Annotated in this window: 19 protein-coding genes; 12 read left to right on the top strand and 7 right to left on the bottom strand. The window is 69.4% G+C overall.

All coding sequences use genetic code 11. The annotated features are described in order from the left end of the window. The first annotated feature begins 26 nt into the window (after nt 1–26). A complete protein-coding gene (locus ACIQFZ_RS30125) occupies nt 27–2,114 on the top strand; it encodes a SpoIIE family protein phosphatase (RefSeq protein ID WP_383060965.1) in 2,088 nt (695 codons plus the stop codon). Between the two features lie 195 nt (nt 2,115–2,309). Here ACIQFZ_RS30125 and ACIQFZ_RS30130 read toward each other — a convergent pair whose 3' ends face one another. The 3 genes from ACIQFZ_RS30130 to ACIQFZ_RS30140 form a co-directional block, all read right to left on the bottom strand. Beyond that, complete coding sequence (locus tag ACIQFZ_RS30130) at nt 2,310–3,851, bottom strand: multicopper oxidase family protein (RefSeq protein WP_402692670.1); 1,542 nt, start codon at nt 3,849–3,851, stop codon at nt 2,310–2,312. Then, on the bottom strand, nt 3,848–4,387 hold the full coding sequence (locus ACIQFZ_RS30135; RefSeq protein WP_383060962.1) for a hypothetical protein: 540 nt from the start codon (nt 4,385–4,387) through the stop codon (nt 3,848–3,850). Before ACIQFZ_RS30135 ends, ACIQFZ_RS30130 begins: the two co-directional genes overlap by 4 nt. 268 nt (nt 4,388–4,655) lie before the next feature. Beyond that, complete coding sequence (locus tag ACIQFZ_RS30140; RefSeq protein WP_402692671.1) at nt 4,656–4,994, bottom strand: STAS domain-containing protein; 339 nt, start codon at nt 4,992–4,994, stop codon at nt 4,656–4,658. Between the two features lie 184 nt (nt 4,995–5,178). Here ACIQFZ_RS30140 and ACIQFZ_RS30145 point away from each other — a divergent pair, with 184 nt between their 5' ends. From ACIQFZ_RS30145 to ACIQFZ_RS30190, 10 genes are all read left to right on the top strand, one after another. Beyond that, complete coding sequence (locus ACIQFZ_RS30145) at nt 5,179–7,998, top strand: SpoIIE family protein phosphatase (protein WP_402692672.1); 2,820 nt, start codon at nt 5,179–5,181, stop codon at nt 7,996–7,998. Between the two features lie 426 nt (nt 7,999–8,424). Next, nucleotides 8,425–9,738, top strand: coding sequence for a Dyp-type peroxidase (locus ACIQFZ_RS30150; RefSeq protein WP_376654458.1), 1,314 nt, complete (start codon nt 8,425–8,427; stop codon nt 9,736–9,738). A 52-nt stretch (nt 9,739–9,790) separates the two neighbouring features. Continuing rightward, nucleotides 9,791–10,831 (top strand): beta-propeller fold lactonase family protein, encoded by a 1,041-nt coding sequence (locus ACIQFZ_RS30155; RefSeq protein WP_402692673.1) that lies wholly within the window; start codon nt 9,791–9,793, stop codon nt 10,829–10,831. 90 nt (nt 10,832–10,921) lie between these two features. Continuing rightward, nucleotides 10,922–11,314 (top strand): hypothetical protein, encoded by a 393-nt coding sequence (locus ACIQFZ_RS30160; RefSeq protein WP_402692674.1) that lies wholly within the window; start codon nt 10,922–10,924, stop codon nt 11,312–11,314. A gap of 226 nt (nt 11,315–11,540) precedes the next feature. Next, complete coding sequence (locus tag ACIQFZ_RS30165) at nt 11,541–12,365, top strand: glutamate racemase (protein ID WP_402692675.1); 825 nt, start codon at nt 11,541–11,543, stop codon at nt 12,363–12,365. Nucleotides 12,366–12,479: 114 nt separating this feature from the next. Continuing rightward, on the top strand, nt 12,480–12,908 hold the full coding sequence (locus ACIQFZ_RS30170; protein WP_402692676.1) for a hypothetical protein: 429 nt from the start codon (nt 12,480–12,482) through the stop codon (nt 12,906–12,908). Nucleotides 12,909–13,710: 802 nt separating this feature from the next. Next, nucleotides 13,711–14,298: a hypothetical protein gene (locus ACIQFZ_RS30175; RefSeq protein ID WP_402692677.1), complete on the top strand. Its 588-nt coding sequence runs from the start codon at nt 13,711–13,713 to the stop codon at nt 14,296–14,298. Nucleotides 14,299–15,985: 1,687 nt separating this feature from the next. After that, complete coding sequence (locus ACIQFZ_RS30180; RefSeq protein WP_402692678.1) at nt 15,986–16,567, top strand: hypothetical protein; 582 nt, start codon at nt 15,986–15,988, stop codon at nt 16,565–16,567. A 666-nt stretch (nt 16,568–17,233) separates the two neighbouring features. Further along, the gene (locus tag ACIQFZ_RS30185) at nt 17,234–17,704 is read left to right on the top strand and encodes a MarR family winged helix-turn-helix transcriptional regulator (protein WP_402692679.1); all 471 of its coding nucleotides are present in this window, start codon (nt 17,234–17,236) and stop codon (nt 17,702–17,704) included. Next, nucleotides 17,701–19,833 carry an MFS transporter gene (locus tag ACIQFZ_RS30190; RefSeq protein ID WP_402692680.1) on the top strand — a complete coding sequence of 711 codons (2,133 nt, stop codon included), beginning with the start codon at nt 17,701–17,703 and terminating at the stop codon, nt 19,831–19,833. The genes ACIQFZ_RS30185 and ACIQFZ_RS30190 overlap by 4 nt, the downstream gene beginning before the upstream one ends. 58 nt (nt 19,834–19,891) lie before the next feature. On the opposite strand, the gene ACIQFZ_RS30195 is transcribed toward ACIQFZ_RS30190, so the two are convergent. The 3 genes from ACIQFZ_RS30195 to ACIQFZ_RS30205 form a co-directional block, all read right to left on the bottom strand. Next, a complete protein-coding gene (locus ACIQFZ_RS30195; protein WP_383061911.1) occupies nt 19,892–20,230 on the bottom strand; it encodes a hypothetical protein in 339 nt (112 codons plus the stop codon). 202 nt (nt 20,231–20,432) lie between these two features. After that, a complete protein-coding gene (locus ACIQFZ_RS30200) occupies nt 20,433–22,142 on the bottom strand; it encodes an FAD-dependent oxidoreductase (protein WP_402692681.1) in 1,710 nt (569 codons plus the stop codon). 602 nt (nt 22,143–22,744) lie between these two features. Further along, nucleotides 22,745–23,680, bottom strand: coding sequence for a LysR family transcriptional regulator (locus ACIQFZ_RS30205; protein WP_376652960.1), 936 nt, complete (start codon nt 23,678–23,680; stop codon nt 22,745–22,747). 303 nt (nt 23,681–23,983) lie between these two features. Between ACIQFZ_RS30205 and ACIQFZ_RS30210 the strand changes: the two genes are divergently transcribed. Next, nucleotides 23,984–24,367 carry a hypothetical protein gene (locus tag ACIQFZ_RS30210; RefSeq protein ID WP_402692682.1) on the top strand — a complete coding sequence of 128 codons (384 nt, stop codon included), beginning with the start codon at nt 23,984–23,986 and terminating at the stop codon, nt 24,365–24,367. On the opposite strand, the gene ACIQFZ_RS30215 is transcribed toward ACIQFZ_RS30210, so the two are convergent. After that, nucleotides 24,322–25,092, bottom strand: a complete 771-nt coding sequence (locus ACIQFZ_RS30215) for a hypothetical protein (protein ID WP_402692683.1) — start codon at nt 25,090–25,092, stop codon at nt 24,322–24,324. The genes ACIQFZ_RS30210 and ACIQFZ_RS30215 overlap by 46 nt on opposite strands. Between the last annotated feature and the right edge of the window lie 36 nt (nt 25,093–25,128).

Here is a 25,128-nt window from a genome sequence, read left to right on the forward strand (position 1 = left end):
GAAGTGAGCAGCCTGGGAGGTGCGCCATGCACCGTCGCGAGGCATTCGATCAGGCGGCCGGGATACGCGCCGGGGGCCGTCTGTGGCCGGACGAATTACTGGTGGCCGGAGTGCGGGTGGATGCCCTGGGCCGCATCGCTTACTGGGATGCGGGAGCTGAGGCCCTGCTCGGTTACCCGGCGGAGGAGGTGCTGGGCAGCCGGGGGGAGCGGCTCGTCCCGGTGGAGGGCCGTCCAGGGGCCCGGTCGCTGCTGGAGCGGCTCACCCTAGGTCGTGCAGCGACGAGGCCGTGCAGGGTGCGGCACCGGGACGGGCACCTGGTGGACCTCGCAGTGTGCGCCCACCGGGTCCCTGAACCGCCCGGCGCCGACGGTCACGTGCTCGCATTCCTCGTGGACGTTTCCGCAGCGCTGGAGATGCGGGTGTCCCGCGCCATCATGGAAGGCCTGCGCGGCCAGTCGCCGGTCGGGCTGTCCGCCCTCGACAGCGAACTGCGCTTTCTGCGGGTCAACAGCGCCCTGCAAGCGATCAACGGCGTACCCGAGGCCGAGCACCTCGGCCGGCGGGTATCCGACCTGCTGCCCGATATAGACACCGCTGAGGTGGAGTCTGTGATGCAGCGGGTGCTGGACACCGGCGAGCCCGTGGTCGCCCTCCGTGTGACGGGCCGCACCCCGGCGGCCCCGTGTGAGGACCGGGTGTGGTCCTGCTCCTACTTCCGCCTGGAAGACACCCGGGGACGTCCGTTCGGCGTCGGCGCCTCGGTGATCGACGTCACCGCACAGGACCGGGCCGAGCACGCGGCCGCGGAGAGCCACCGGCGGCTCGACCTGCTCAACGAGGCCGGCACCCGTATCGGCACCATCCTGGACATGCGGCAGACCGCGCAGGAACTGGCCGATGTGGCGCTGCGCGGACTCGCCGACATCGCCACCGTGGACCTGTTGGCGGCGGTCGCCGACGACGCCGCGGAGCCCGGCAGCGACCTGACCGACGGCATCGCGGTACGGCGGCTCGGCAAGTCCGCGGCCCCGGGTTCGCCGGCGGCCGAGGTCCTCGCCCCGCTGGGCGCGACCCTGTACTTCCCGCTGGACTCACCGTATGTGCAGGCCATAGCACGTCGGGACCCGTTCGTGGTCGTGGAGGTGGACGAGCGAGCCATCGGCGCCTCCTCCTGCCACACCGACGTCGTCCGGCGGCTTCGCGAGCTGGGGGTGCACTCCCTGCTGATGGTCCCGCTGCTCGCCCGCGGCAGGGTGCTGGGGGCGGCCGGCTTCTTCCGGTCGGTCCCCTCCCGGCCCTTCTCGCCCGACGACGTGACGCTCGCCCGCGACATGGCCTCCCGCGCGGCGGTCTACCTCGACAACGCCCGCCTGTACACCCGCGAGCACGACACCGCCGTGACGCTGCAACGCACCCTGCTGCCGCACCGGCTGACGCCCCCGCCCGGAATCGAGGTCGCCCACTGCTATCGGCCTGCGAGCGACGTCAACGAGGTCGGCGGTGACTGGTACGACGTCGTGGAGATGCCCGGCGGACGGGCCGCCCTGGTGGTCGGGGACGTTATGGGGCACGGCATCGAGGCCGCTGCCGCCATGGGGCAGTTGCGCAGCACCATGCGTGCGCTCACCCGCCTGGCGCTGCCCCCGGAACAGCTGCTGCGGCAGCTCGGCACCAGCCTGCTCGACACCAGTCCGACGGACCTTCCTGACGCACTCCTGGCCACTTGCGTCTACGCGGTCTGCGACCCGGTGGCCGGCCGCTGCTCGATCACCCGGGCAGGCCATCCCCCGCCTGCCGTCGTCCACCCTGACGGCACCGCCGAACTGCTGGAACTGCCCGCCGGGGCGCCGCTGGGAGTCGACGGCACCGACTTCGTACCGACCGAGCTGCCGCTGCCCCCAGGCAGCATTCTCACCCTTTACACCGACGGCCTCGTCGAGACCCGCTACACGGACCTCGACCAGCGCCTGGCCCAGCTTTGCGACGTATTGACCGCCAACTCCACGCTGCCGCTGGAAGCCCTCAGCCGAACCGTAATGAACCAACTCGCGCCCCACCCCGACGACGACGTCGCCCTCCTGCTCGCCCGGATCAACCGCCCGGAGCCGTAGGGTCAGCCGGGCTGCCGCTGGGGACGGCAGCCCGAGATGGACATCCAGCTCACCTCGGTCTCGCGCAGGCCCACGCCGGCACCCGCCGCCGCGACACCCGCGACGGGACCGCCCGGCACGGTGGCGGTGAGCTTACGGCGCGCGAGTGAACACAGTCGGTCACCAACAGCCGAGTAGTGCTTCGTCGAGTTCCAGCTAGACGACTTCGAAGTTGGCCATCATCGCCATGTCCTCGTGCTCCAGGTTGTGACAGTGGAAGACGAAACGCCCCCGGTAGCCGGTGAATCTGGTGATGATCGAGACCGCTTCGCCCGGGCTCAGGTCGATGGTGTCCTTCCAGCCCGCGTCGTAGGGGCCGGGGGCCTCGCCGTTGCGGGAGAGCACCTGGAAGTGCACCAGGTGCAGGTGGACCGGGTGGTGGAAGTCGCTGGTGAATCGCCAGACCTCCAGCCCGCCCAGCCGGGGGGTGGCGTCCGCCCGCATCGGGTCGAAGGGCCGGCCGTTGATCGTCCAGCCCTCGTCGCCCTGGTCACGGAAGGCGAAGGTACGGGTCGCCGTCGCGCGCGCCGGGTCCAGGCGCTCGATGCCCGACAGCAGCGCGGGCACGGTGCTGTCGTCGGTGGCGCGCCGGGCGATCCGGAAGCGCATGACCGCGGCGGTGGTGCCGCTGCCGAGCCGATTGACCAGGGTGACCTCCTCGCCGACCCGGTAGCGGGAGAAGTCGACGACGACGTCGAAGCGTTGCGCGGGCGCCAGCACGATCGCGTCGTGCGCTCTCGGGGCCGCCAGCAGGCCGCCGTCGGAGCCGATCTGCACCAGGGCGCCGCCGCCCGCGGGCTGGGGGTCCAGCTCCAGCCGGTAGCGGCGTGCGTTGGAGGCGTTGAGGATGCGCAGCCGGTAGCGGGCGGCGTCGACTTCCAGGACGGGCCACGGCGCGCCGTTGACCAGGATCACGTCGCCCAGGACCCCTTCGACGTAGTCCGACTGCACGCCCGGGGTGTGCAGCAGGGTCGGGTCGGTCGCGGGGTAACGGAAGGAGCCGTCGGCGTCGAAGGCGCGGTCGGTGATCATGAGGGGGATGTCCCGGTCCCCGCGCGGCAGGGGCAGGGCCTCCTCCTCGTCGTCGTGTACGAGATGAAACCCGGCCAGTCCGCGCCAGACGGCGGCGCCGGTGAAGTCCATGCGGTGGTCGTGATACCAGAGCGTGGCAGCCCGCTGCTGGAGCGGGTACTCGTAGACGCGTGAGCCGTGGGCCAGGCTGGCCCGGTGGTCGTGGTGCGGGAGCGGGCCGGTGAACCCGTCCGGCACGATCAGGTCGGTGGGGTAGCCGTCGCTGGCAGACGGGGTGCGGCCGCCGTGCAGGTGCACGACTGCGGGCACAGGAAGCGCGTTGCGGTGGCGGACGACGGTCCGCCGGCCGCTGCGGGAGACAAGGGTGGGCCCGGGGAAGATCCCCTCGTACCCCCAGATCGCGGTGGTGTGGCCGGGCAGGATCTCCTGGGTGGCGACCTTCTGCGTCACCTCGTAGTAGTCGGTGGTGGCGTCCCGGCGCGGGGTCAGCACCGGCGGTACCGGCAGCGGCACCTGGTACGGGGCGGGCAGCGGCAGCAGGCTGCGGAGCAGTTCCCCGGTCTGGACGCCGGCGGCCAGCCGAGGGATCTGTGTGCCCACCGCCGCCAGGGCGGCCGCGCCGCCCAGGACGCCGAGGAGACGGCGGCGCGGTATCGCCGGCCTCACGAGACCTCCCGCGCGGACCGCGACGCCTCCGGGGACGATCCGGGCGGCGGCACCCTCCCGGACACTGACCCGGCGTCACCGGGCGCGGCCGTGACAGGGCCCGGGGGCAGGGGGCGCCACACCTGGACCAGGAGCAGCAGCCCGGCGGCGATGAGCGTCACGCCCAGCGGGACGTGCACCCCCAGGGTCCGCTGGTAACCGAGGACGGCCTGCCCGGCCTCGGCCACGAGCAGCACGGCGCTGACCACGGCGGGCCAGCCCGGACCGCGGCCCGGGCGCCAGTACAGCACCGCCACCACGACCTGCACGAGGCCGACGGCGACGATGACATTGGCGTTGACCGCGTGCGCGGTGAGCATGTCGTAGTCGCCGGACAAGAACCGCCCGGCGAGGACGGCCTGGGTGAACAGGGTCGCCGCGTGCACCGTCGTCACCGCGCGCAGTGCCCCGCGAGCCCACGCGGGGTGCCGTCGCGGGTCTGGCGACTCACGTGTGCCGGAGCCGCCCGGCTCGTCGGCGGCCAACGACGACTGCATGGACGTCCCCCCTCACCAGTGGATGATCAGCACGCAACCGTAATCGGCCCCCTCATGCGCGTCTACACCTGGACACAAAGGACCGAGCCACCCGCTCCCCGGACCGGCCCCTACGGGGCATACGGCGGGCACGAGCGGTGGCTGCGTGACCGCCGAATCGTCCATCGGTAAGGCCGCGACTTGTGGAGATGAAGGAGCGTGGCCAGAAGCCGGTCAATGAACACCACCGTCAGCGGCAAAAGGAGCGCCCCTCGCCTGCGGGGTTCCTTCACCCCATCGCGGCTTGCGTTGAATCGGAGATCGGAAAAACCTGGTCCAAGCTCGTAACGGTGAAGATCTGCCGGATGTTCGGGTTCACGATGACCAGCCGCAGGGCGCCGGCGCGTGTACGGATCCGCTTGTGGATGCCGACGAGGAGCCCAAGGCCGGTCGAGTCCATGAATGTCGTCCCCGTCAGGTCGACGATGAGGCGGTGCCGGCCCGCCTGAATCCTTTTGCCCAAGTGTTCGCGGATGCGGGGCACGGTGTACACGTCGACCTCTCCGCGGATCTCGACGACGGTCCAGTCGTTCTCGTCATGGTGACAGATGTGGAGCTCGGGATGCATGCCTCACCTAACGGCGCAACCTTGGGGAGAGGTTGCGGGTAGTGCCTGACGCACGCCCGTTCTGCATATGCAGCCCCGGCGAGAGGCGGATGGCCTGAGGCCAGGCCAGGGGAGCTCCCGGAGCGCAGTTTCCCCTTCGCGCAAGAACCCGGGCTCCCAAGCCACGCGATGCTAGAAAAGAAAGATGGTGGGACTTTCGAGGCGATGGCCGGTCTCATGGTCACTGCGCAGGCGGCACGCATGTGCCTCAGCCCCCGGCCCTGAGCTCGCCCATCACGAGTGCCCCCAGGGGTCTCCCCACCGCGCCCCGTCCCTGTGGTCGCGTCTCCGGGGGCTTGGGCGCAGCGTCGCCGGACAGGTGTTCGTGCTGCAGGCGGCGGTCGTGGTCGCCCTGGTCATTGCCGCCGTCGTAGCCTTGGTGCTCCAGGCCCGGCGCGACAGCCTGCAGGACGCCCGTGCTCGCACACTGGCGGTGGCCCACACGTTCGCGAGCGCACCGGGAACGGCGCAGGCGCTGACCAGCCGCAATCCCACCACGATCCTGCAGCCGCGTGCCGAGCAGGTCCGTAAGCAGACCGGCGTCGCCTTCGTCGTCGTCTTCGACCGCGACGGGATCCGTCTCACCCACCCCGATCCCTCCTTGATCGGGAAACGCGTCATCGGCCCGTATCAGCAGCAGACGGTCCAGGGCCTCACCGTCACGAGGACCTTCGCCACCTCCCGCGGTCCGGCCGTGGACTCTGGCGTGCCCGTCATCCGGGCAGACGGGAAGATCGTCGGTGCGGTGTCCGTCGCGATCACCGTCCAGCATGTGAACGCGGTGGTGAACCGGCAGGTGCCGGTGGTATTGGGGGCGGCCGCCGTCGCGCTCGCCCTGGGCACGGGCGGATCGGCGCTGGTGAGCCGACGACTGCGTCGGCAGACTCACGGCCTCGGCCCGACGGAGGTGACTCGCATGTACGAGCACCACGACGCCGTGCTGCACGCCGTCCGGGAAGGCGTGCTGATCACCGCCGGAGACGGGCGGCTGATGCTGGCCAACGACGAGGCCCGGCGGCTGCTGGATCTGCCCCCGGACGTGGAGCGGCGCCCCATCGCCGCCCTGGGCCTGGATCCGGGGATGGTCGACCTGCTGACGGCGGACCGTCCGGTCACCGACCAGATGCACCTCGCGGGGGAACGGCTGCTGGCCGTCAACGTAAGGCCCACCGCTCCCTACAGCGGACAGCCGGGCAGTGCGGTGACGCTGCGGGACGCCACCGAGTTGCGGACGCTCGCGGGCAGGGCCGAGCGGGCCCAGCAGCGGTTGCGGCTGCTGTACGAAGCGGGCATGCGGATAGGCACCACCCTGGACGTGACGCGCACTGCGGAGGAGGTCGCCGAGGTCGCGACGTCCCGCTTCGCCGACTACGCCACCGTCGAGCTGCTGGAACCCGTGCTGCACGGCGCCGAGCCCGAGGACACGGCGGGTCTGCTCCGTATCGCGTGCCGCGGCGTGAGGCAGGGTCCTCCGTTGCCCGCAGCCGGCGAGCGCGTCGACTGGGACGCGGCCACCCCGATGGCGATGGCCCTGGCCGGCGGGCACGCGGTACTGGAACGGGATCTGACTGTCTCCCCCAGTTGGCTTGCCCAGGTACCGGAGCTTGCCCGCCTGGTACCCGACCTGGGGCTCCGTTCGCTGATCAGCGTGCCACTCAAGGCCCGCGGCGTGGTGCTGGGCCTGGTCACCTTCTGGCGCTCGGAGCACAGCGGCCCGTTCGAGGAAGAGGATCTCCCGGTCACCGAGGAGCTGGCCGCCCGCGCCGCGGTGTGCATCGACAACGCCCGCCGCTACACCCAGGAACACGCCGTGGCCGTCGCCTTGCAGCGCAGCCTGCTCCCCCGCGTTCTGCCCCAGCAGAACGCGCTGGAGGTCGCCCACCGCTACCTGCCCGCCCAGGCCGGGGTGGGCGGCGACTGGTTCGACGTCATCCCCCTGTCCGGAGCCCGCGTTGCCCTGGTGGTCGGTGACGTCGTCGGCCACGGCCTGCACGCCGCCGCCACCATGGGGCGCCTGCGCACCGCGGTGCACAACTTCTCGGCCCTCGACCTGCCTCCCGACGAACTGCTCGGCCGTCTCGACGAGCTGGTCACCCGGATCGACGCGGACGGACCAGAGGGTGAGCAGGACGTCACCGGGGCTACGTGTCTCTACGCCATCTACGATCCGGTGGCCGAACAGGTCACCCTGGCCAGGGCCGGCCATCTGGGACCCGCCCTGGTCCATCCGGACGGCACGGTCGTCCTCCCCGACATACCCGGCTCCCCACCCCTGGGCCTGGGCGGCGGCCTGCCCATCGAAACCGTCGACCTGCGGCTGCCGGAAGGGTCCAGCCTGGTGCTGTTCACCGACGGCCTGATCGAGACACGTGAACGGGACATCGACACCGGCCTCGCCCTGCTACGGCAGGCCCTCACCGAACCCCCGCACACCCCGGCCCGCGATCCGGAGCACACCTGCCAGGCAGTCTTCGACGCCCTGCAACCGGACCACCCCCGCGACGACGTCGCCCTGCTGGTAGCCCGCACCTGCCTGCTCGACCCCGCCCAGGTCGCGGCCTGGGACGTACCACGGGACCCCGCGGCCGTGCGCCGTATCCGCGCCGGTGCCAGCCGCCAGCTTGAGGTGTGGGGCCTGGAGGAGATCGCCTTCACCACCGAGCTGATCATCAGCGAACTGATCACCAACGCGATCCGCTACGGAACCGAGCCCATCCGCCTGCGCCTGCTGCGCGACCGCACCCTGATCTGCGAGGTCGCCGACGGCAGCAGCACCTCCCCTCGCCTGTGCAGGGCCACCACCACCGACGAGGGCGGACGCGGCCTGTTCCTTGTGGCCCAACTCGCCCAGCGCTGGGGAACCCGCTACACCCACCGCGGCAAGATCATCTGGACCGAACAGGCCCTCTCCGGCGCGCCGGACGGCGCCGGCCCCCTCCTGGCCGACGCGGCACCCGTGCTGTGAGGACTTCGAGAAGCTGACCGAGTTAACGCCCGGCCGATCATGTGCCGGACCGGCTCGACGCCGTCCGGCAGCCAGTTGCTCCGCAAGCGTGTACCGCTCGCCTGAGCCAGGTGGAGAAGCTACTTCAAGAGCCGGAAGCCGGGCTGTTGGGCCCATGCTCGGAGCGTTGCAGAAGGCGATGACGTCGACGGCGCAGGTCGGGCTGAAGCCGATAAGAGGCGCGCGCCACACACATCTGGACCGTCAGCGTGCACAAGCGAACCGGACCCGTCCGACCTCCACAACAGCTGACGCTCGGCGGTGAACCATTCGAGTACGCGCGACCTGCTCGCCAGAATCGCCAGGGCATGGCCTGGCCATGCCGTCACACTTCCGAGTGGTAGGCCTGACGCACCCGAAATAAGGTAGAAGGTCACTGTCCGACCGATGGAGAACGTCGTCATGACCGACAAGGCCCATCCGGACGAAGAATGGAGCGGAGCAGGCTGCCCGATGGGTGCGTTCGCGCGGCGGACGCTCCTGCAAGGCACCGCTGCCGGCCTCGCTGTCGGAGCGGCAGGCTGGACCACCCTCAGAGACGGTACGACCGTCGCAGGAACGCCGTCCGGGGCCACGACGGAACCCAAGTCTCGGACGATTCCCTTCCATGGCTACTACCAGGCGGGCATCGCCACTCCTCCCCAACAGGACGCTGTTTTCGTTTCGCTGGACGTCACCGCGGCCAACCGCAGGGAACTCACCGAGTTGTTCCGCACGCTGACCGCACGAGCCCGCTTCCTCACCGCGGGGGGCAGGCCGCCGAAGACGTCTTCGACCGCGGCACCGTCCAGCACCGGCATCCTGGGACCCACGGTCGTCGCGGACGGCCTCACGCTGACCGTCGGGGTGGGCGCCTCCCTCTTCGACGACCGCTACGGTCTGCGGGCCCGGAAGCCGGTCCAACTCGTCACGATGACACCGTTCCGGCATGACGACCTGGATCCCGCGCTCAGCCAAGGGGACCTGCTGGTCCAGATATGCGCCGATCACCGGGACACAACGGTGAACGCACTGCTCGACATCCTGACTCACACCAAGTCGGCGGCAAAGCTGCGCTGGCGCATCGACGGCCAGCGCAATCCGGAACGCCCCGTCGGTGTCCGGCGCGACTGGTTCGGTTTCAAGGACGGCATCGCGAACCCGGACACCACCAACGCCGCCAAGATGGACCAGGTGGTCTGGGTCCAGCCGAAGAGCGCCGAACCGGTCTGGGCCACGGGCGGCACCTATTACGTGGTGCGTATCGTGCACTTCTTCATCGAGGCATGGCAGAAGGTGCCTGTCGCCCAGCAGGAACGCATCTTCGGCCGTCGCAAGGCGAGCGGCGCCCCCATTTACGCGCAGGGAGAGAACGACTCCGATCTGCTCGACCCCATTTACACCAACGACCCGCAGGGCCTGATCACCCCGCTCGACAGTCACATCCGGCTCGCCAATCCCCAGACCCCGCAGACCGCGGCGACCAGCACCATCTTGCGCCGCAGCTACGACTACGACCGCAGTCCCAACCTTCCTGAACTCGACATGGGACACGCGTTCATCTGCTTCCAGCAGGAACTCGAAACCTACATCGCCATGCAAACCCGGCTGGAGAGCGAAGCCCTGGTGCCGTACATCAGCCCTCGGGGCGGAGGCTACTTCTTCGCGCTCCCAGGCGTCCGGGACGACAGCGACTACTACGCCCGCGGGCTGTTGACCTGACCCCAGGCCGGACCATCCGGACCGAACCACGGCACTGTGCACAGGAGGCGCGATGTTGTCTGCCTCGCGGACCCCAGCAGCGGGCCGCCGACGCCGCGGCAGTACGTTCCGGCCGGCCCTCGCGGTGGGCGTCGCCGCGCTGCTGGTCTCCTGTCTGCCGACCGCCTCCGCGCACCCGACGGCCGCGGGCCGGTCGCCGGCGCCTGCCGACGCCGACAGCCGCATCTACGTCACCAACCAGCAGGACGACACCGTCTCGGTGATCGACGCCCACACCCACAAGGTGGTCGCGACGGTGCCGGCCGGCACGGCACCCGAGGGGGTGGCCATCGCCAAGGACGGCAGGCGCCTTTACGTCGCCGACAGCGGCTCGGCCCGCGTCTCGGTCCTCGACACCCGCACCTACAAGACCGTGGCCACGGTACCCGTCGGCAAGAGCCCCAGCGGAGTCGCCCTGAGCCCGGACGGCGGGTCCCTCTACGTCACCAACGGCACCTCGAACACCGTTTCCGTGATCGACACCCATAACCGGCGGGCCTTGGCCACCATCCCCGTCGGCAGGTCCCCGGTGAACGTGGCGTTCAGCGGCGACGGTGCCCAGGCGTACGTGGCGAATGCGGGATCGGGCAGCCTGTCGGTCGTCGACACCCGCACCCACCGGGTCGTCCGGCAGATCGCCGCGGGGCGATCGCCGGTCGCCGTCGCCGTGACCAAGGACGGCAAGGCGGCCTACGTCGCCGACGAGGTCGGAACGCGGGTCCTCGCCATCGCCACCGACAGCGGCAAGGCCACCGCCGTGAACGTCGGCACAGGCCCCTTCGACGTGGCCATCGGCCCGGACGGCCGCTACGCGTACTCCGCCGATCTCGGGCCCGGCAACGTCTCAGTGATCGACACTGGAAGCAAGCATGTCTCAGCGACCATCGCCCTAGGCCCGCCCGGCACCGACCCGTTCAATCTGGAGGTCACCGATCACGCGATCTACGTCACCAACCAGGGAGCAGGCACCCTTGCCGTCATCGATTCCGCATCCCTCAAGGTCATCTCGACGGTTGCCGTCGGTGCTCAGCCGTACGGCGTGGCGGTGAGCTGAGGCAGTCGCCCCTCGATCGGGGGCGCAGTTCGTTTCCGCTCGCCGAGTTCCTCAGCTGACAAGGACCCGACGTCCGCTGTCGCGCCACTATTGGGCAATGTCTCCCTCGCCATACTGGCCGGCCTCCGCCGGAACGAGGAGCCCGAAGCGTCAGCTCTCTTCGACCAGGTGCTGGAGGAACTGGGGCTGCTCTTCCATCCGCCCGCCGACCCTCGGGCCGCAAAATGGGCGATGGCCTACTGGGTAGCCGGTCAGATCGCCGACGGAACCCTGGATCCCACCACCGGCACCCACTTCATCTGGGCAGACATCGCCTACGACCTCAGCTATCCCGAAGAGCTGGAACCACTTGTCCACTGCGCACACAACCTGGACGGCTGGGAAGAGAGCTGGGGAGTCTCCTTCGAGGAACTCAACAGGGAAGCAGTCGAGGCGGCGAAGCAGTTCGTGAGCAAGAAGTCGGCAGCAGAGGCGGGAAGTTGACCGATCGTATCTGGCTCGCTGCGGTTCGGCCGCCCCCTACGATCCCGTGCATGCCGGCTCCCGAGTTGCTGGAACGGATCACCGCGCGCCGTGTGGGACTGAACGAACTCAGCACAAGAGGGCAGTTGATCCTGCCGACCTGACGGTCTCGCCTGGCCTTGTGAAGGCAGGCGGCGCATGTGCTCGGTACGGCCTGCGGTGATTTCCGACTGGTACGTTGACCCCCATGACGGTGGCATTGATCGACTCAGGATTTGGCCTCCTCTCTACCGCCGGCTGGCTTCGGCACCTCGCCCCGGAACTCGATCTGCTTCTGCTTCTGGATCCCGAGGGCGCCCCTTGGGGTCCGACGACCTCTTCCTTCGTCACGGACCGTCTGCTCACCGCCGCCCACCTGGCTGCACAGCGCGGGGCGGAGGCCATCGTGGTCCCCTGCAATACCGCCACCGTCACCGCGATCGACGCCCTGCGCGAGAGGTTCGAGCCCCGCATTCCCGTGATCGGAACCGTCCCCGCCGTGAAGCCGGCCGCGGCAACCAGCCAAAACCTCGCCGTGTGGGCGACCGTCCGGACCACCGCAAGTGACTACCAGGATCGTCTGATCGCGGACTTCGCGAACGGCATGCCAGTCGCGCGGGTCGCGTGTCCCGGCCTGGCCGAAGCGATCGACCACGGTGACATGGCTGCCGCAGCGGAGGCGATCGCCGATGCGACCGAGCGAACCCCCCGGAATTGCGACGCCGTGGTGCTGGGATGCACGCACTACCCCCTGGTGGCTCCACAGATTCTGCGGAGCCTGCCCGTCGGAACCATCCTGTACGACAGCGCGGAAGCAGTCGCCCACCAAGCACTGCGACGACTGAACCGCACCAGGGACGCAGGCAGCGTCCTGGGCTCCATCGACGTGGTACTCAGCGGTCGCCCCGGCCACCTCCCGGCCAGCGCGCACGCCTATCCGGTGGGCCGCGCCCTGGCTGCCGCAGCGCGAGTACCTCGCGAAGCTCTCATCTCCGCCACCACCCGAGCCTCAGTGACTGCCCCGGCTGTCTGAGCGAACCCCCGTCCCCCTCCGCAACACGCCTATCTGCGCGAGCTCCTAGTAACTCCAGCTGTAGATCGTGACCTTCCGGCTTGAGCGATCAGCCTGTCGGCTACGGTGCAGGACATGGACGGCAGCGTGTACGTGCCCTGGTTCTCAGTCGGGGAAGCTGACGCGGACGCATTCGAGACGCTGGATGGTGCATGGCGCAGGTTCGTGTCCGTACTACGCGAGCGGGCCGTTACCTGGCCGTGCGACCCCGACGACACCCTCATCCTGCGCCCGGAGGAGACCGGATTCGCGCATCTGCTGGCTCTGCTCTATGCGGTGAGGCCTGGAACCAATGCCATTTCCCACGTCTTCGGTGCGTTCTACGACGGGCAGGGCGTGCTCGGCACTGAACTCCACAACCAGATGTACATTCCCCTCCACGGGCCTGTGGTCGGGACGTTCCGCGTGGCCGGTTCGCCCGGTCGATGCGCGGAACTGACTGCGGACTGGTTCGAACGTATCCTGCGGGGCCAGGCTGGCGACCTGGCTGCTCCGATGTCGTGATCTTCATGTCCGAGCTGCGGCTCGTCGCCGGTAAAGACTGGCGCGTGATCGCTGCTGATGGCGTCGTCGCCGGTTGGACCAGCCGAGTCGGTGGCCTTGTCGCGGAGAGGCTGGACGGCGACGTGTGCACGTTGTGCAGCGGGTCCCGTTCGTCCGGCGTAACAAGCCGTACGCGGGCAAGGGGACTTGAGTTGAGGCGCTGACGTGGGCGGCGAACCCTGCCCGGGCTGTCGGTGTGTCACCGCCCGACTGTGCGTGAGCTCCTCAGCTTGGGCGCGGGCGTGACCTGCGCCGGCGCCGCGTGTGCTGGGCGGTTCTCCCACGCATGGAGGAATTCGGCGTGAGCGGGTCGGCGGGGTGAGGGGGCGTCATGGGGCGCGGCCTCAAGCCCTCGTCCGCGTGGTTACGGGACGGTTGCGTGGTGCACGCCGGATGGCGGTCGGCTTGGGCACAGAACCCCTGGTGGGGCAGGGTTGCCGTGGTCCGGTCCGTGGCCCTCCCGTCCCGGTATCTCTGAGCCCTTCGCTGAGGCTTTTCCAGGCGACCCGCTGCCGCACGGGTGATCAGGCGTCAGAGATCACCTTGAAGGCCTAATGCCTCATCAATCTTCCCGCGATTGGCAGATGATTGACGTGCCGTCAGCAGTTGGGCGGCCGGGTCTGCGGGTGCTCTGGGTACCCCGTTCGGCTCCCCCACACCAGCACTTCCGATACGCCCGAAATGACAGCTCTGGGGGTGGTCATTACGTTCAATCACACGTCGGCTGTCACAGCCGGCCCCTCAGAGAGAGGAGCAAGGCATCATGATCATGACCCGTTCCACCGCCGTCACCGCGGCCATCGCCGCCGCTTCCGCACTCGCCGCGACCGGCATCACCTACGCCGCCGCCACTCCCGCATCGCAGCCCGAGACGGTCCCGGCCGTCGCCCAGCAGGCGCCCGCTCCGGCCTACGCCCCGATGGGCGGCGAGGGCGGACAGGGCAAGGGCAACGAGGGCGGCGGCCGCGGCGGCGAAGGCGGCGAGCGCGGAGAGCGCGGCGGGCACGGCAAGCGCCGCCACCACGAGATCGGCAGGATCCACATCAACGAGCGGACGTACTCCGCCACCCCGGACGGCTGCATCACCATCGTGAGCGGCCTCGGCTCCAGGAGCCTCAACATCCGCAACGACAGCCGCAGGGGCGTCGAGGTCTTCCGTGGCGCGACCTGCGACAACGGCGCCCCCATCGCCACGGTCGGCCCCCGCAGCGAAGCCAACGGCATCAAGCCCGGGAGGGTGCACGGAGGCGTGTTCGTCAAGGACGGAGTAGTGGCCAGCTTCCGGGTGGTCGGTCACCACAAGGGCGACTTCGACTTCGACTTCGACGACTTCGGTTTCGACGACTTCTAAGCCCAGACGCAACATTCGAACCAGCTAGAACCCCGGCCCGCCGCAATCGGGCCGGGATTCTGGTCTCAGCCCCCGAGCGTCGGCACGTGGCGCCCACACCTGACCAGTGCTTCACGGTCCACGCGCCTCGCACGCCACACTAAACCCGGCCAGAAGGCGCCGCCCGGCTGCCCGCGCCGACGCCCTCCTGCTCCACCGGTTCACCGCCAAGCAGATTCCCGCTGAAACACCCCCAGTTGGCGGTGTTCCCCAGTAACGGCCGCTGATCTCCCCCGCGGCAGCCGGGTGAGCCCGAACGGGTGACGAAAGCGAAAAACCGCACACCCGGTGCCCCTCCCCCGGCCCGGCCGCGCGGGCGACGACAACCACGCCATGGACGTCCTCGACATCACGTTGGCTTTTGTATGCCGCCGCCGACGGGGAGCCGGCCCCAGCCGGTCCTGATCCAGCGGACCACATGGCGAGGCCGCGGGACGCGCCGGGGCGGCGCGGCTGCAGCTCTACCGCTCGAGGAACTCGATCCGCGTGACATGCCCCCGGCCCGTCCCGAACCACAGGAGCCGGACGCCCTCACGCCAGCCCCCAGACGAAGACCGCACCCGAAGCATGACAGACCACCAACTCTCCATGCAGCAACCCTGTTTGCTCTAGCTGGGCGGGTACGCGATCTGTAGGTTCAGGCCCCGAAGACGCAGGATGCGGCGCGGGCGATCAGCAAGTTCAGTGACCACCTCGGCCTGGCCGACCTGGAGGTCCACCAGGCCCTCGATACCCGTGGCGCCCACCGTCGGTCCCGGCCGGCGGCTCCTCCACCGGCAAGACCCACGCCCTCGCGGGAGGCAGTACGCAAACTTGTGGCCTTCTGGCGGCTGTGGCATCCCATCAGCCCCTGCCGTTCCGACGCGGCTCTGGCCGACATGACGACCCTCGCCCCGCACACCGTGCCCTCACTACCCCGGCCCGGACCTGCTCCGGGGAAGGAGGTTGCAGCAGGTCTGCGCAGCTGCCCCACCAGCCGGGCCCCGACTCCGACGCCGACCCACCTTGCGGCCCGAGCACTGGCAGACCCTGACGACCCTCGCCCCGGCCGTTGGACGCGGCCGACCCCAGGGTGCCCGCGAGGTGCGGTCCAGCCCAAGGCATCGCAACCCTTGGGCTGCGGCCATGACGGAATGTCGGACTCCCACCGGCGGACCTGCCGAACGCCGACGCCCACCGGGTGAGGGGTCGTCACAGACTAGGCCTCGCGCCCTCACCCCCTTGACCACAGGACGGCGGCCCGGTCCACACCGGACGGCAGACGGCGGACGGCGGACGGCGGACGGCGGACGGCGCGAGCACAAGGCCCCGACGGGCGGGGTCTACGTGATCGGGCCTGAGACCCGCCCGTCCCGGAATCTGGTGAGCCTTTCGCACCGGCATTTCCAGGCGACTCGCCGCCGCACGGGTGATCAGGCATCAGAGATCACCTTGAAGGCCTAATCCCTCATCAATCTGCCCGGGAACTGCGACGGATTGACGTGCCGTCAGCAGCCGGAGAGACGGTCCGCGGGCGCTCTGGGTACCCCGTTCGGCCCCCCACACCAGCCATTCCGATATTTCCGAAATGACAGCTTTGTGGGCGATCAGTACCTTCAATCACACACCGGCTTCCAAAGCCGGCCTCTCTGAGAAGGAGCAAGACATCATGATCATGACCCGTTCCAAGGTCGTCACCGCGGCCGTCTCCGCCGCTGCCGCACTCGCCGTGACCGGCATCACCTACGCCACCGCCGCCCCCGCGCCGGCGCCCCAGGCGGCCCCGGCCACCCCGGCCGTCGTCCAGCAGGCGCCCGCCCCGGCCCAGGCGCCGATGGGCGGCGAGGGCGGACAGGGCGGACAGGGCGGACAGGGCAAGGGCAACGAGGGCGGCGGCGGCCGCGGCGGCGAAGGCGGCGAAGGCGGCGAGGGCTTCAAGGGCAAGCGCCACCACGAGATCGGCCGGATCTTCATCAACGAGCGGTCGTTCTCCGCCCACCCCGACGGCTGCATCACCGTGGTGAGCGGCCTGGGCTCCAAGAGCTTCAACATCCGCAACGACAGCAAGCGGACCGTCGAGTTCTTCCGCGGGGCGACCTGCGACAACGGCGCCCCCGTCGCCACCGTCGGCCCTCACAGCGAAGCCAACGGCGTCAAGGTGCACCACACCAAGGGCGTCCACGTCAGAGACGGAGTGGTGGGCAGCTTCCGGGTGGTCAAGCGCCACCACGGCGAAGACTTCGACTTCTAAACCCAACCGCACCATGCGAACCGCATAGAACCCCGGCCCGCCGTAATCGGGCCGGGGTTCCGGTCTCCCCCGGGACACCCGGCACGTGCTACCGCACCCGCCCCATGCCCGACGGTCCACACACCTTGCACGCCACACCAAAACCCGCCGGCGCGCGCTGCGAGACCGCCCACAGCGACATCCTCCACTTCACCGGCCCACCCCCAAACAGATTCCCGCTGGGACACCCCCGTCGCCGGTGCACACGCCCCCAGGACACAGCGGCAAGCCACGCGACCACAGGGCACATTCCCACCCAAGAAAATCCGCGTCCGCCCAGCCCAGCACCGCTCGACTCAGTGAGGTCGAGCGGGCGGCACTCGCTCTGGACGAGGCCGCCACCCGTAGCCGTTCCGATCGTCGGTGGCCTGCCGCCATCGGTTCGCAGCGGTCAGCAGGCGTGCGACTTCGAGCGCGTGCTGGTTCCCAGGCGTCCCGGTCTCGTACCGCTCGTCGGCCTGAACAGGACGGGTTCGCCCTGGATGTGCCTGCCCGTCGAGTCCCGCTTTCCTTCGTCGGTCCCGTCCGGAGATCCGGCTGGGTCGCGCGAGTCTCGCAGCCACCGTCGAGCCCAAAAATTACACAAGTAACTTGGCAAAGTTGCTTGTGGAGTTTTACGGTATGGCCATGGACACGGACCCCGGACCGCAGCAGTCCGCTGCAACCGCGCAGCGCCTCAACGATGTGATCAAGCGACTGCGCGCACGTCTGCGCGCGGAATCGGGGCAGCATTCGACCGGCCTGACCGTCACGCAGCTCGCCGTACTGGCGAGCGTGGTGCGGGAGGGCCCGGTCACCGCGGCCCGGCTCGCCTCGCTGGAGCACGTCAGTCCGCAGTCCATCGCACAGAGCCTGGCGGTGCTCAAGGCCGCCGGGCTGGTCCTCAGCGAGCCCGACCCGCAGGACGGCCGCAGGAAGCTGATGAGCGCCGATCCCTCCGCGACCGAACTGGTCGACAGACTGCTCGGGGGGCGCGCCTCCTTCCTGGCGCGGGCCATCGACCGCGTCGTCGCTCCTGAGGAGCGCAAGGACATGGAGAAGGCCATCGAGTTGCTGGAGCGTCTCGCTGCGGCCGACCTCAGCGATGGCGGCATATGAGGGCCGCCACCACCCAGGCCGACACCGACATGCGCGGCCTCTCGCGCAAGCCCTTCGCGTGGACGTTCACCACCCCGCTCTACGTGGGCTCCAGTCTCAACCCGATCAACAGCGCCATCATCGCGACCGCTCTGGTGGCCATTGCCACTGAACTGCACGTCTCGGTGGGCAGCACCGCCGTGCTGGTCTCCTCGCTCTACCTGGCCAGCGCCGTCGCACAGCCCACTGCGGGCAGGCTGGCGGAGGTACTCGGCGCACGCCGGATCTTCCTCTCCGGCATCGTGCTGGTAATGCTCGGCGGCCTGGTCGGCGGTCTCGGCCAGAACCTGGCGATGCTGACCGTCGCCCGGGTGCTGGTCGGCATCGGTACCTCGGCTGCCTTCCCCTGCGCCATGGTGCTGATCCGGCGGCGTGCCGAGGACGCCGGTCTTGACGCTCCGCCGGGCGGGGTGCTCGGCGGCATCGCGATCGCGGGCATGGCCACTTCCGCCGTCGGGCCCCCGATCGGCGGGTTGCTGGTGGGTGCCGCGGGCTGGCGCTGGGCCTTCCTGATCAACATCCCGGTCACCGTGATCGCCCTGGCGATGGCCGTGCGCTGGCTGCCCCGGGACCCTGTACGCCAGCGCGGGCACAGCGGTTTCCGGCAAGTCGCCGACCGCATCGACCTGCCCGGTGCCCTCGGCTTCGCCGTGTCGATGACTGGGCTGGTCATCTTCCTGATGGGCCTGCCGCATGTCGAATGGTTCGCGCTCGCCGCGTTCGTGCTGACCGCCGTGCCGACCGTCGTGTGGGAACTGCGGAAGAGCGCGCCGTTCTTCGACTTCCGCGCTCTCGCCGCCAACGGCCCTCTCGCCCACACCTACCTGCGCCAGGCACTCACCCTGCTCGGCGTCTATTCCGTGCTGTACGGCATGGCCCAGTGGATGGAGTCCGCACACGGGATGTCCACCGTGACGGTGGGACTTCTGCTGCTGCCGATGGGGGCTGTCTCCGCGCTGCTCTCGCGGCCGCTTGCCAGCCGCAACCTGGTGCGCGGACCGCTGATCGCCTCGGCGGTGACCATGCTGATCGGCTCCGCCGGCATCATGCTGCTCACCTCGCACAGTCCGGCGATCGCAATCATGCTGGTCTCCCTGGTCTTCGGCGTCACATCCGCCGCCAGCACGATCGGCAACCAGACCGCCCTCTATCTCGCGGCGCCGCCCGACCAGATCGGCACCGCTGCAGGGCTGTTCAGGACTTTCGGATACCTCGGAAGCATCGCCTCCGCCGTGATCTGCAGCATCGTCTTCCGTGACGGGGTGAGCGACCACGGCCTGCACATCCTCGGAATCGCGCTGGTCGCGGCAGGCCTCGTGGTCCTCCTGCTGACTGTTCCCCGCCGTCTGATGAGCCGCGACACGAGCCGGCGGACCGACATTCCCCAGCCCCCGGCACTCGCCACAACCCCGGCAGCCGAGAACCCCACCCCCGACACCCCCGACACCCCCGACACCCCCGACAACAGAGAACCCGACCAAGGAGAACCTCTCTTGAGCACCACTCCCCTCCCCGCGATCGCCCCCGAGCGGACCGCCCTGCTGGCCATGGACTTCCAGAACGGGATCGTCCCCATGGCCGCCGACGCGGACGCGCTCGTCGAGCGGGTCAAGGGCGCCATGGCCGACGTTCGCGCCGCCGGCGGCACCATCGCCTACGTCCGCGTTGCCTTCACCGAGGACGACTGGGCTGCAATCCCTGAGACCAACAAGGCCTTCGCCGCCGTCGGCACGGCGAAGATGCTGCACCACGAGGACCCCGCCACCCAGATCGACGAGAGGGTCACGCCCGAGGAAGGCGACATCGTCGTACGCAAGATCCGCTTCGGCTCGGTCTCTACCACCGATCTCCACCAACAACTGAGCGACCGCGGCATCGACACCCTGGTACTCACCGGGATCAGCACCAGCGGCGTCGTCCTGTCCACCCTCATCGACGCCGCCGACCGCGACTACCGCGTCTACGTGCTGTCCGACGGCGTCGCCGACCCCGACCCCGAGGCCCACCAGGTGCTGGTCGACAAGGTGTTCCCGTCCCGGGGCCACCTCATCGACACCGCTCAGCTCCGCGAGTTGCTGCAGTCCGCCTGACACGCAGTGGCCGCTGACCCTGGTGGCGATGGGAGCAGCCGACTGCCGAACGACGGCGCTATTTCGCGCTGGGTTCGTTGCTGTGTGCGGCAAGTCCCACGGCGGCGCAGGTTGCGGCGATCACCCAGGCGATCGGGCCTTGGAGTCCCGGCCACAGCGGGGCATACCCGGGCACGATGACGAACAGGATGAACGGGATGTCCAGCAGGGACACCAGGGTCAGGTTGATCCAGAAGCCGGTTCTGGAGTTCCTCCAGTTCATGGTCACAGCGATGATGACCACGATGATGGCGCCCATCAGGATGTTCCATGCGTCCTGGAAGATGCGGGCCTGCACCATGCCCGGGTGGAGGGACTGGCCGAGCTTGAGCAGGTCGTAGGCCGCGTTGATGTGCACGATTCCCAGATCACGAAGAAGACCGCTCCCATCTTCGCGGCAAGCTGGTTCATGCCGGTCACTCCTCACCTGTGTTGTACGGGCGACCTGTCCCGATGGAGTGGTCGACGTTCGTATTGCTCGTCGACGTGCGTCCGTACCACCTGGCAACGCCAGGGAGGAGGTCTTCTGCGGCTCAATGCCCACGAGACCGGGAAGCCGTTCACGCTCCCTGGTGGTCCACCGGGCCCAGCCACTGCGTCAGGGCATTGCACACCTCGTCCGGGTCGGGGTCCTCGGCCGCCCACGCGGCATAGCCGTCGGGCCGGACCAGGAGCGTCGGGCGCAGGCTGGTCGCCGGGGAGACTGTCACCACTCGCCCCGCCCACGGCGCGGCAACCGCAGCGACATCGCGGCCCACCAGCACGAACTTGCCCTCCCGCAGTGCCTCATAGAGCCGGGCCGGTTTCTCCGCCAGGCGGAGGTCTGGTATCCGGCGTCCGACGAGCGGATGAGAGCCGCGGGGTGCCCGGTAGGTGATCCCGATGCCGGAAATGCCGCGTGATGCGCGCGCCTCCACCACGACCAACTGGTGCACGACGGTAGCCAGTGCGGCCCGCAACGCGCGGATCAGAGGTGACCCGGTGGTGACGGCCGTGAGGAGTGCGTGACTGACGCGCAGGACCATGCGCCCCACCGGGTGACGTTCCGCGTGGTAGGTGTCCAGCAGTGCGTCACCAGCCCAGCCGTGCAGGACGGCTGCCAGTTTCCAGCCGAGGTTGGCGGCGTCCTGGATCCCGGTGTTCATGCCCATGCCGCCGGCGGGCGAGTGGACATGTGCGGCGTCGCCCGCGAGGAACACTCGTCCCTGCCGGTAGTGGGGTACCTGCCGCTCGTCGCTGCGGAAGCGGGAAAGCCACCGAGGGTCGTGCATCCCGAGGTCGCTGCCGATCGTACGCTTGGTGATGTCCCGGACGTCCTCCAAAGTGACCGGCGCATCGTCAGGCACCTGTTCGCGCCGGTCCCAGGCGACGATCCGGTACCAGCCGTCCCCGAACGGCGCGAAGAACGTGAAACCTTCTTCATTCGAACTGAATTTGAAGATGTCATCAGGGGCGCGGTCGAGCAGTACATCAGCCAACATCACGGAGCGAATGGCCGACTTACCGGGGAACGGCATGCCCAGGCTCTGCCGGACGGTGCTGCCCGCCCCGTCCGTACCGACGACGTAACGGGCCCGAAGCGTGGCCCTGGTGCCGTCGGAATGGCGCACGTCCACGTCAACACCGTCCGGGTCCTGCCGTAGCCCGGTGACCCGAGCCCCACGGAGGATGGTGGCTCCCGCTTCCTCGGTCCGGCGCAGCAGGGCCCGCTCGACCTGCCACTGAGGAATGGTGAGGATGAAAGGGAAGCGCGTTCGCAGCCTGGAGAAGTCGATACTGAGACGGCCGAACGGATGCAGCGCCCGGGTCGGCGTGCCGATACGGAGGAGTCCGTCGGCCAGGCCTCGGGCGTCGAACTGCTCCAGGGTTCGCGCATGGAGGCTGAAGGCGCGGCTCAGATTGGATTCGTGGTCGCGTCGCTCCAGCAGCGTGACATCGACTCCGGACTTGGCGAGGTCACCCGCGAGCAGGAGGCCGGTCGGACCGGCTCCGACCACCAGAACGTCGGCGTCCGGTGCCCCGTGTGGGTTCGAAGAGTCACTCGGTGACATGTCCGTCGTGTTCATATTTCCGAGTGTCAGCCCTGCTCGAGGGCGCCGCACGGCGAGATCCGTATCGTCGGCGCAGCCGCAGGCAGGCCGGCTGTGAGTGTTGCCACCGCCTCCGCCAGTGCCCCGTAACCGCGTGGTCAGCGGCTGCCGGATGCATGCCTGAACCACCTCGCCTAGCGCAGGGGTGATCGGCGAAGTCTCCCTCCCGACCGTAGTCATGCGATGACGGTCCGATCGCGCCGGCATCAGCCCGTCCTGGGCCCGCTGTCCTCGTCCGCCGCCCCACAGCGAGGACCGCAGCACTGCCCGAGAACACCGACCAGCCCCGGCGCCAAGCCTGGGGACGCACCATGTCCACGGCCTCGCCGTCGTTTCGGCTCTGGCGCGTCCGGGGTGCGCTGCCATGTCGGCGGTTACCTGCCCTGTGTCCGACGCGGCCGAAGCGCCCTGGCGGCCTTGGCACGGAAGGACGCCCCGCATGACGAATGCCATCGTCGCGCGATCGCGCCCCTCCTGGTCGTCGCGCTGGTAACTGGCCTGCCGGCCGTTCCAGTCTCGTCGTCGGCCGACACGAAACGGACCGGCAGCCGGACCCGGACGTCAATGCCCGCCGGCCGGCCCGCACGCGACAGCGTGGCGCTCGCGGTGGTCGACCAAGTCGAACTTGGGTGGTCGACTGCCCTGGCGGCCAAGCGTCTTACGGTTAGAAGAACTCGGAGGTCGCCGCGGTGCTGCGGGCCAGCGTGCGGTCGGTGGAACGGTGGCGCCGTGCCTGCCCCGAGCCGCCGTCCGTCGGTCCGGCCACGATGACCGGGCGGCATTCAGCGTGGAAGTACCCAGCCCGGCGTCCAGGTCCCGGCGGCGTCGTGGCCGGCCGCTGTGGCGGCGAGGTGGGCGCGGAGACTGGCCAGTGCCGGGTGGGGGTTGTCGCGGTGCCACAGGAGCGAGTGCGGGTAGACGGGCATCGGGTCGGTGACCGGGATGCGGCGCAGGCCGTGGCCGGAGGGCCAGACGAGGCGGGTGTGCTCGCCCATGAAGGTGGCCAGGGCCGGGGTGTCGGCGATGGTGTCGAGGAGCGCGTCGGAGCCGAAGTTGGGGCCGGTCGCCTCGATGGTGAGGCCGAACTCGGCGACGAGGTCGTCGTAGTAGGCGGCCCACTCGGTGCCGGGGACGATGCCGGGCATCCAGATCCGGTGCCCGGCGAGCCGAGCGAGAGGCACCGACCGGGCGCCCGCCAGCGCGTGGGCGGGGCCGGTGAGGAGCTGAAGCGGCTCGTCGAGCACCCGGACGGACTCGATGTCCTCGGGGAGGGACCGGCCGGGCGCGGCGACGGCGCGGAAGGACGCGTCGATCTCACCGGACCGGATGGCGGCGATGGCCGTCTCGATGTCGAACAGCCACATCACGTCGAGTTCGGTCTCGGGGTGCGCGCGGTGGAAGTCGCGCATCAGGCCCGACGCCGCGCCGCGCGAGGCGATCACGTCGACGCGCAGCGGACGGCGGCCGGGGCGCACGGACCCGACCGCGCGCTCGGCGACGCGCAGCAACTCACGGGCGTGGGGCAGGAACGCCTGCCCATCGATGGTGAGCTCGGCGCCGCGCGCGGTGCGGGTGAACAACCGCACGCCGAGGTTGCGCTCCAGCGCGGCGATGCGCTTGGAGACAGCCTGCTGGGTGACCGCCAGCTCGGCGGCAGCCTCCTGGAACTGCCCCGCGTCGGCGGCTGCGACGAAGGTCCGGACGGTGTCGAGGTCCATGCCCACCTACTCTACGGGCACAACCAATGGTTGTGGGCGGGCGGCCCGGCGGTTGTTTGATCCCTGCTTGTGGTGCTCGCTTTGATGCTTCCGATCGTAGATCGGTTGTGCGGATGCATGGCGGCAAGTCCGACGCGATGGGGTCCTTACAGAAATCCGGGGGCGATCCCATCGTGTACGACTATGGGGCAGGCGGGGCTGATGGGCGCTGGATGTCCAGAACGACCGCCGTTCCAGCGACATACAACAACCCTTTAGCGCCGGCTTTCGTTCCGATGTGCCTACCGACGCCAATTGCATCGGATGCGAACAGGCGACACCTGTCCTGGACGCCGGGGCGAGGCTGAGGATGAGGCTCCCACCAGCGCAGTCGAGCCCTGCATCGTACGGAGCCACGGCAGGGTCCTCAACGACGACTCGCTGCCCCTGCGGAGCCGGGCCGCGGCCGCGCTCGTTCTCCTCTACGCCCAGCGCGTCACCCGCATCATCCGCCTCGCCGTCGACGACGGCACCGACGACGGCACCACCGTCACGGTCGGGCTGGGCGATCCGCCTTCCCCGCTCCCCGAGCCCATCGCGGACCTGATGCGGGTCAGTACCGGCTCCACCGAGGGACTCGGTGCAGCCGGTCTCACCGTCCTTCATTCCGCGGCCGGACCTGCTTTGGGGAAGGACCTCCAGTACTGACGTCGCTTCTCGTCTCTCACCACGACACCAAGACAGGCCAGTTCCTCACGAAGTTCCCGAACATCGTCGTCGGAGGGACCCTTCTTCTCCAACGACTCCTGGCGGGCCTTGAGAATGGCGTTCGCACCCTCCGGGAGTCCGGGAGCACCCGGGACCCAGCGGCTGAACTCGTCCTGGTGCGGATCGACGTCCGCCCACGCATAGCCGTGCGCGGTGAAGGCCTCCGCAACGCGGCCGATGTCCAGGTCGCACTCCTGCCGAGTGAGTTCGCCACCATCGCGGCCGAGCAGGACGAGTTGCTTGCCGTCCCGGAACACCGTGGCGACGGCATCGTGCGGGAACTCCTGTTCCCGCCCCTTACTTGTGAGCACAACGCGCTCATCCGACAGGCGAATCACCAACTGCTCGTACTGGGCAACAAGTCCGAGGACCAGTCCCGCCACCGCACCCGCAGCGGGCAGCGCCGGGGCGGGGATGGACGTAACCAGCTCAGCCGGTCCCTGCAACGGTGCCCAGGGCAGTGCCACCAGCCAGTCGGCCAGGAAGTCGGCGAACCAACCGACACCCGCCCCTACCAGCACGAAAACGATGTAAACGCACACGATACTCAAAGTCGACTGTCCGAGCACGGTGAGCCGACCGCCCTGCGACTCCCGCCCGGTTCCCTTGCGCAGGCCTTTTGACGACGAGCAGTTCAGGTTCCATGGGGAGGCCTGTACGACCATGGTCTGACAACTGGAGCCGACCGGGCTGCACGGCAA

Source organism: Streptomyces sp. NPDC093064 (assembly GCF_044754605.1).
Taxonomy (GTDB): domain Bacteria; phylum Actinomycetota; class Actinomycetes; order Streptomycetales; family Streptomycetaceae; genus Streptomyces.